We start from the raw sequence: 7,911 nt of genomic DNA, 5'->3' as shown, positions 1-7,911 counted from the left end.
CATCTACTTTGGGTATTACCCTCATAGCAGCTACAAGCTACTTTAATCTTATTCCAGAAAACATCGATTCTAGTTAGCTGCTAAGTTATTTTTTTGATTTTCACAATCACAGCCCAATTGTATTGATGTTATATTCCAGGATGGGAGTACTAAATTTTTTTTTGCGAAAAAATTCGCTTTTGCCATCAGGTTTAATCAGGTTGAAAAACTGTTGTTGTTGTTAGCTAGTTGGGTTATAGATATTTGCCACATTACACCCATCTAAAAGCAAAATGTTAAGTTAAAAGAACTTTTCATAAGTCTAACAAAACTTTCGATAAATTTAATAAAAACTTAATAATATTTCTAATCGCCTATTGGCAAGGCATAAATTAAACATATAGCCACTTATTTTATTAGGAAATGTAAAGTTAATTGCAATTGAAGTAACAAAGGCTACAAAACCTTAGAGATGGGCTTGTTACTTTGAAAGTCATCGACGCTAAGGGGTCTTGCCGCCGTGGGTTCGGTTTGTATAGAAATCATTGAGGGGAATCCCCATTTGAGGTCGTTGTTGGGTTGGCACTTGCAACAACTGGAATACCGCGTGCATCAAGCTGCCAGTATTTATCAAGCAAGGGAAGTATTTTTAAGCCATCAACCAACACTGGTAGTTTTAGATGCAGACTTGCCTGATGGTGATGGCATTGAGTTTTGTCGTTGGTTGCATCGTCAGCAGCAACCTCTAATTTTAATGCTATCTGCCCGTAATAGTGAAGCTGATATAGTCGCAGGTTTAAAGGCGGGTGCAGATGATTACCTGAGCAAACCTTTTGGAATGCAAGAGTTTTTGGCACGGGTAGAGGCACTGATTCGGCGGAAGCGCACACCTACTGCACCAGCTTATTTGGATTATGGCACTTTGCAAATCGATTTAGTTCAGCGTCGTGTCCGCTTTCAAGGGGAGTTTATTGACTTAACGCCCCAGGAATTCAGTTTACTGTACGTTTTAGCACAAGCTGGAGGTGTGCCTCTAAGTAGATCGGAATTGCTGCGTCGTGCTTGGCCTGATGCTATCGATAACCCTCGTACCATTGATACTCACGTTTTATCGCTGCGGAAAAAGGTTGAACTCGATCCCCGGCAACCCAATTTGATTCAAACTATCCGCAATGTTGGATACCGTTTTAACATGGAAATTTTGAATACCAATATTTCACAGTCACAGACAACAAAGTTAGCTAGAGAGAGATTTAATAATCAACGTTCAACACTTACTAGTAGTCAAGTGTGAATGGCGCATTGAGCATTAGGGTGAGGGGGAGTAAGAAAACAATTCCTGATTCCTGTCTCATCCAAAATTTAAAATCCAAAATCGTCTTGAGCTGCTGCTTGAATCAAGCTTTTTCGTAATTCAATCCAATCTATCTCTGAGGCTGTTTGATTTGCGAATAAATGGGCTTGTTGTAGGTGTAATAACCGAGTGCAAAACATTTGGGCTAGTTCCAGTTGGTGATTTACCATCAGAATCGTGGTTTGATGAGTTTGACTCAACTGGGTTAAGACTTGTATTAGATGAGAAGCCGTACCAGTATCGAGGGCAGAGGTTGGCTCGTCTAATAATAATATTTTAGGCTGGATGACTAAGGCACGAGCGATCGCTACTAGTTGTCGTTGTCCCGCAGATAGTTGCACCTCTGTTCGCTCTAACCATTCATTGGGAATGTGCAGTTGGTCTGTCCAGTGATTGACTCGTTGCTGAATTGTCTGTTTGGGTAAACCACGCAAAACTAAAGGATAAGCCAAGGCTTGCCCAACTGTCATCCCCAACAGCTTTGACTCTTGCAATACAAGTACAAGCATCTGCCGTAGCTCGATGACTGGAATTTGGCGATATTCTTGATTTTCTAGATAGAGCTTACCACTCGTGGGTTCAATTAGGCGGTTGATGAGGCGTAATAACGAAGTTTTACCAGCACCTACTGGGCCTACAATGGCAATGCATTCGCTCTGGAATACCTCTAAGGAAATATCCTGCAATATGGGGTATCCTTGCTGATTACCAGGAAGTTGGGTTTTCAGCTTTGTAAACAGATTAACTTGCTCTAGCCTGAGTATGGCTTTTGCTGTATTTAACGGGACTGAGGATTGCAGAGAAATAACCTAAGTTAATTGTGTACTAGTTAAGGCTGTAGCGATCGCCCAGCCATCGACTAATAGTAGCAGCAGTGTGAATACTAGTAAAATCAGGTACATCCACGGCTGCGCTAAAGGGCGAACATCTGTAGTATCAATGCTGGTCTTTGCTTGGACAATTTGCACCAAACGGGCAAATCCAGCTACACGCATCGGTAATAAATAAGCTTTCCCATCCTGGCTGAGAAAGTAATAAACTAGCCCTCCTTGTCCAGTACTGCGGGGTTTTAATTCTTTGACTTGTGACCAAGGTAAAGACCAGCCTTTACGAAAAAAGCGAGGCACCCAGGCGGGGTAAGTAACCTGAATTCCCTCGTCATCTACTATTACTTGTTCTGTCAATACCGCATACAAGGCAACTAAACCGATGCCAATCCCTATCCACAATAATTCTGGAGGTACGGGTGCAGCTGTTACCTGCGATAAAAAAGGTAATGGGACTGTGAGTGCTATGTATAGACTCAGCAACGTTATCCGAATCAAAGGAGACAAACGAAAAATAGAAGCTGAGATATTGGCTGAGTTTGCTGTCACGGCTCAATTACAATGCTTTTCTTCATTGTAGGGTAGGTCTATGTCCCTGGTAGTTGATGTATGGCAGTTTACGGTAAATACTTCTGCACTACAATCCAACCAGTAAGGGATACCCAGGCAAATCCTATAAACAGAATAATATTTACGCCGATGTGTAAGGGTCTAGCCCAAGATCGTCTGGCACTAATTTGGGTAGCACTGAAAGCAGACAGTAAAACTAGTGCTACCACAATCAATCCAGCGATTAAGTGCGATGAGTGACCTAAAGAACCAAAGTGTCCTAAAGTGCCAACAATACCGATCGCTAGCAGTAGTAGTACTAAACTTACCATGCTGATGCCCATTGTATAGTGGAGCGATCGCACCCCTTTATTTCCGCCCATAAATGGCGTAATAAAAGGAAATTGTTGCGAAGTTCTCGCCCTAAACATCCAAACGCCGGTGATTGCTAACATTAGATATGCCAGCAGGGACAACCCCATCGACCAGGCCGCTATTTTCCACAACCAAAGAAATGAAGGCAGATTCATAAGAATGATTGTAAATGAGAGTGGAAGCAGGAGAGCAGAGGAGCAGGGGAGCAGGGGAGCAGGGAAGGATAATTAATGACCAATGACTAATGACCAATGACCAATGACTAATGACCAATAAATAATAAACAATAAATAATAAACAAAAAGGGCTGCTGAATTAGCAACCCTTAAATTTAGATAAAATTGTTTTTTTTAATCAACCGATGCTAAACCAAGGATTTGCAAGGGTTTTGTAGTATCTCCGATTTTTGTATTAATTTGCTGCACCATTAGTTTGGTATTAAAAGGGTCTTTTTCATCTGATGAGTCTGTATCAAACTCATTAGTACTGGGTTCTTCGAGCATCAGGCGATCGCACGGAATCTTATCGGATAAAATTGCACTAGCCATCATCCCTGTATGAATCTCCACTTGACCTTTTCGTGGAGCTTCAAAAACTAAACGTTGTCCAGGGAAAACAACCCTTTCAAAATACCAGTTGGGAATATTGGAGATGCGAGCTACCTGTATTTTGCTCGTGGCATTAATGTAGCAGCAGAGAATTTTTCCTGATTGCTCAGGTGGTAGAGGATCTAATATTTGAGCCATAACTGCTGAGGAGCTTTACGCCACAATTTTACATTACACTAGCCAAGCCTAGCACCCACCGATCCCCAGTTGTTGTAACTGCGAATACCAACTGAGTCTTTGTAGATTATTTCTGTCTAAAGATATATTTTCAGTTATGAAAATTTTGTAATTATTCATACCTTTTTCGGAATTATACACTATAGATAAAAGTTTTTGATATTTTTTGCTGCTATAAAAGCTTCAATTCTCTTAAAGCAGATTGTTAGGGAATTGACATAACAACGATCCCCTTGCTTTTAGCATAGCGAGGAAGTGAGTTTTGCTGTTTCATCTATCCCAGGATTAATCGGCTGGGATCATCGCTTAATGAATAAACTCGATGTTATGGTAAAGCTATATGAAAAAATGTCTTCATAAAGCTCTCTATAGATTCCATGTATGTTTTATGCACAGCAATTTTAGCGTTTTCCGCAGTTGTTAACGGCACGTGGGCGGGTATCAATAATCGGCTGAAATGTCAAGCCTGATTGTGATAAATAAAACCAAATAAAACAAGCACACACTTTAAAACTGAATGTTTTTCTCGCTTTCTCCACAGATTGGCAAGATGGAAGTTAAAACACAGATGATGGAAAATCGAATTCTTTACGTTCGCCTTCCTTGTAACCCCATCTTTCCTATTGGGGTTGTCTACCTGAGCGATCATGTCCACAAGCAGTTTCCTAATATTGAACAGCGCATCTTTGATTTGGGAACAGTACCACCTTTAGATTACAGTTCGGCTCTGGATCGCTCTATTGATGAATTTAAACCGACACTACTAGTATTTTCTTGGCGGGATATTCAAATTTATGCCCCAGTTGGTGGGCGTGGTGGCAACCCTCTGCAAAACGCCTTTGAATTTTACTACGCCAAGAATCCTCTATTGAAACTACGCGGCGGATTGGGCGGTTTGCGAATCTTCATCGCTTACTATGTAGAATTGTGGCAAAACCAGAGCTTAATCAAACGCGGTTTGAAACGTGCCCAAAAATATAATTCTGATGCTCGTGTAGTTGTTGGTGGTGGTGCAGTCAGCGTATTTTACGAACAATTGGGTAAAAGCTTACCCCAAGGGACAATTATTTCTGTAGGTGAAGGCGAAACCCTGCTGGAAAAACTTTTAAGTGGCAGGGATTTCCGAGATGAACGCTGTTACGTTGTCGGAGAAACTCAACCACGTCAACGGCTAATTCATGAACAACCCACCCCAATAGAAAAAACAGCTTGTAACTACGACTATATCGAAAGCATCTGGCCGGAATTTAACTTTTACCTGCAAGAGCAAGACTTTTATATAGGTGTACAAACTAAGCGTGGTTGTCCTCACAACTGTTGTTATTGCGTCTATACGGTTGTCGAAGGCAAACAAGTACGCATTAATCCAGCAGATGAAGTCGTTGCTGAGATGCGCCAATTATACGATCGCGGCATTCGCAACTTCTGGTTTACCGATGCCCAATTCATCCCAGCACGAAAATTTATCGACGATGCCATAGAACTCTTGCAAAAAATCGTCGATTCTGGTATGACAGATATCCACTGGGCAGCATATATTAGAGCTGACAATTTGACACCAGAGTTGTGCGACTTGATGGCAAAAACCGGGATGAACTACTTTGAAATTGGGATTACCAGTGGTTCTCAAGAACTTGTACGGAAAATGCGGATGGGGTATAACTTACGAACCGTCTTGCAAAACTGCCGCGATTTAAAAGCAGCTGGTTTCAACGATTTAGTTTCCGTCAATTACTCCTTTAACGTCATTGACGAACGTCCCGAAACCATCCGCCAAACCATCGCCTACCACCGGGAACTAGAACGGATTTTTGGTGCCGATAAAGTGGAACCTGCCATTTTCTTTATTGGGCTGCAACCCCATACTCATTTAGAAGAATACGCATTCAAAGAAGGCATCCTCAAACCAGGGTATGATCCAATGAGCTTGATGCCGTGGACAGCCAAAAAACTCCTCTGGAATCCCGAACCTCTTGGTTCATTCTTTGGAGAAGTCTGCTTGCAAGCTTGGCAACAAAACCCTAACGATTTCGGACGCGAAGTCATGAAAATCTTAGAAGAAAAACTAGGTTGTGCTGACTTAGAAGCAGCACTTTCCGCGCCAATAGAAACGAAAGAAAAACAGTTAGCGGGTATATCCTAGAAAACACAATAACGTGGGGATATTCACAATTCTGAATTTCTCTCCCTCTCTTCCTTGTCCTCTGCGCCTCTGCGGTTATTTTTACCAAATCCCATGTTAGAAGGTTCAATCCTACAACAGCTAGAAACAGCCCATCGCCATACCACCAGACCAATTCGATTCGGTGTTTACTACAAAAATACCTTAGTTGCTCTGTGCCATGCTCTAGAAGACCATATTTTAACCGACGACGGTACACCCCTAGTGATCACAGCCTTCCAACAGGGTAAATGGTATCTACAAGAAGCTGAACGATATGCAGACATCGCCCAGCGCAGCCGCGAAATTGCCATTATGGCTGCTGCTGAATCTGGCTTTGCTGAACATCCCACCAGCCAGCTACTCAATGTAGACTTAGTGGCATTAGATGAACTTGATCCAGTGGCGCAGGAGTGGCACTTAATTATTTTATCGCCAAAATACACAGCAATGGTAATTTGTCAAGAATTATCAGAGGCTGATTATGGCAGCACTGGAATACCGACATCAGACTTAGAACGCAAATTCTATGGCTTGTGGACATTTGAGCCAGAGTTAGTGCAAGAAACAGCAGAAATAGCGATCGCTCACATCAAAAAATACAACCCAGAACTGGCGGAAAAACTCACAGGCGATAAGCAGCAAATTATACCTTTAATGCACAGATCCCAAAATTTAGGTGCAGTTGTCTCCCGTGTAGTAGATTACCTCCAGACTGGGCAAGATAATTTATCCATCCCCACAGCGCTTCAGAAACAAACCCTAGATCGCAACTTGGTTTCTAACGAAATCCAAGCCTTTTTGCGAATGGCGCAACTGATGGATATGGCAGATGTCAACAATCCAATGGCAGCTGCGGAAATAGTAGTTCTTGCTGAAGCGATCGCCCAGCTTTTGGATCTTCCCGCATGGCAGATTAAGAGATTGCGGCTAGCGGCTTTGTTACATCGCATAGATCCTTTACAGAAAGCGGAAAGCGTTCTCACAGGTGGTATATCCACACGCTACCAAGAAGATGCTCCCAGTTGTCCTTTAACTTGTCCCTTAGTACCAGGGGCGCAAGTATTGCGAACTATGCCACGACTGCGAGCAGTTGCCCAAATTATTACTCACCAAAGCGAGTGGTGGAATGGCACAGGGGAACCAGCAGGTTTAGCTGGAGATGAAATTCCCCTAGAGTCGAGAATTTTGGCATTATTGGCAGATTTTCAGTGGCGACTCAATCAGCGAAAATCGTCAAATCAAAGCCGGGAACAGATATTTACTCAAGCTTTAGATGAGTGCAGACAGCAACAATCTACGCGCTTTGACCCTAAACTTGTAAATACCCTAGCTTTATTAGTTATGGGTTTACAACAGGGACTCGACTTACCCATGATGACACCCAAATTCAGCGCCGGCATCTGGATACTTGATTCCCAATGGGATAGCCACAGCAAGATCAGTGAAGAGATTGGTAGTTACTTTACATGAATATTGAAGCCATTAGATTAGGAAAACTCAAACAACTTCCAGGGGCAAATTTAGAAGACGAGGAACTCTCCCGACTGGATTTAAGCCGGATTAATCTTGCTGGCGCTACCCTTGTCGGCACTAATTTTGCTGGTTCAAAACTCGAAGGAGGACATTTGGAGGGGGCAAATTTGATGGGAGCCAACCTCCAAGAAACTGACTTACGGGCGAACCTGATGGGAGCCAACCTGATGCAAGCAGATTTAACAAGTGCTGACTTGCGGGGTAGTAACTTGCGTGGTGCTAACTTGATGGGAGCAAAACTCAGTGATGTGTCATTAGTGGGTGCTTTCTTGAGTGGTGCCAATTTGATGAACGTGAACTTACAAGGTGTTGATTTGCGCGGTGCTGACTTGCGCGGTGCAAACC

8 protein-coding genes are annotated in these 7,911 nt (G+C 42.7%); 4 read left to right on the top strand and 4 right to left on the bottom strand.

Annotated elements, in window-relative coordinates; all coding sequences use genetic code 11:
- The first annotated feature begins 499 nt into the window (after positions 1-499).
- Positions 500-1,273: a response regulator transcription factor gene (locus IQ229_RS05325; protein ID WP_094349507.1), complete on the top strand. Its 774-nt coding sequence runs from the start codon at positions 500-502 to the stop codon at positions 1,271-1,273.
- 68 nt (positions 1,274-1,341) lie between these two features.
- On the opposite strand, the gene IQ229_RS05320 is transcribed toward IQ229_RS05325, so the two are convergent.
- The 4 genes from IQ229_RS05320 to IQ229_RS05305 all read right to left on the bottom strand — a co-directional run bounded on the left by IQ229_RS05320 (position 1,342) and on the right by IQ229_RS05305 (position 3,830).
- Positions 1,342-2,133, bottom strand: coding sequence for an ABC transporter ATP-binding protein (locus IQ229_RS05320; RefSeq protein WP_194041938.1), 792 nt, complete (start codon positions 2,131-2,133; stop codon positions 1,342-1,344).
- 9 nt (positions 2,134-2,142) lie between these two features.
- A complete protein-coding gene (locus IQ229_RS05315; protein WP_194041936.1) occupies positions 2,143-2,709 on the bottom strand; it encodes a hypothetical protein in 567 nt (188 codons plus the stop codon).
- Between the two features lie 68 nt (positions 2,710-2,777).
- Positions 2,778-3,239: a DUF4079 domain-containing protein gene (locus IQ229_RS05310; protein WP_194041934.1), complete on the bottom strand. Its 462-nt coding sequence runs from the start codon at positions 3,237-3,239 to the stop codon at positions 2,778-2,780.
- Between the two features lie 195 nt (positions 3,240-3,434).
- Positions 3,435-3,830 (bottom strand): DUF1830 domain-containing protein, encoded by a 396-nt coding sequence (locus IQ229_RS05305; RefSeq protein ID WP_194041932.1) that lies wholly within the window; start codon positions 3,828-3,830, stop codon positions 3,435-3,437.
- A 589-nt stretch (positions 3,831-4,419) separates the two neighbouring features.
- Here IQ229_RS05305 and IQ229_RS05300 point away from each other — a divergent pair.
- The 3 genes from IQ229_RS05300 to IQ229_RS05290 all read left to right on the top strand — a co-directional run.
- Entirely contained in the window at positions 4,420-6,012 is a 1,593-nt protein-coding gene (locus IQ229_RS05300) for a photosystem II high light acclimation radical SAM protein (RefSeq protein ID WP_194041930.1), read from the top strand.
- 93 nt (positions 6,013-6,105) lie between these two features.
- Positions 6,106-7,503, top strand: coding sequence for a DICT sensory domain-containing protein (locus IQ229_RS05295; protein WP_194041928.1), 1,398 nt, complete (start codon positions 6,106-6,108; stop codon positions 7,501-7,503).
- On the top strand, positions 7,500-7,911 hold a 412-nt coding region (locus tag IQ229_RS05290), incomplete at its 3' end, for a pentapeptide repeat-containing protein (RefSeq protein WP_194041926.1). The genes IQ229_RS05295 and IQ229_RS05290, both read left to right, overlap by 4 nt.

This window comes from Nostoc cf. edaphicum LEGE 07299 (assembly GCF_015207245.1).
Taxonomy (GTDB): domain Bacteria; phylum Cyanobacteriota; class Cyanobacteriia; order Cyanobacteriales; family Nostocaceae; genus Nostoc; species Nostoc edaphicum_B.
This window is presented reverse-complemented; position numbering and strand designations above follow the sequence as displayed.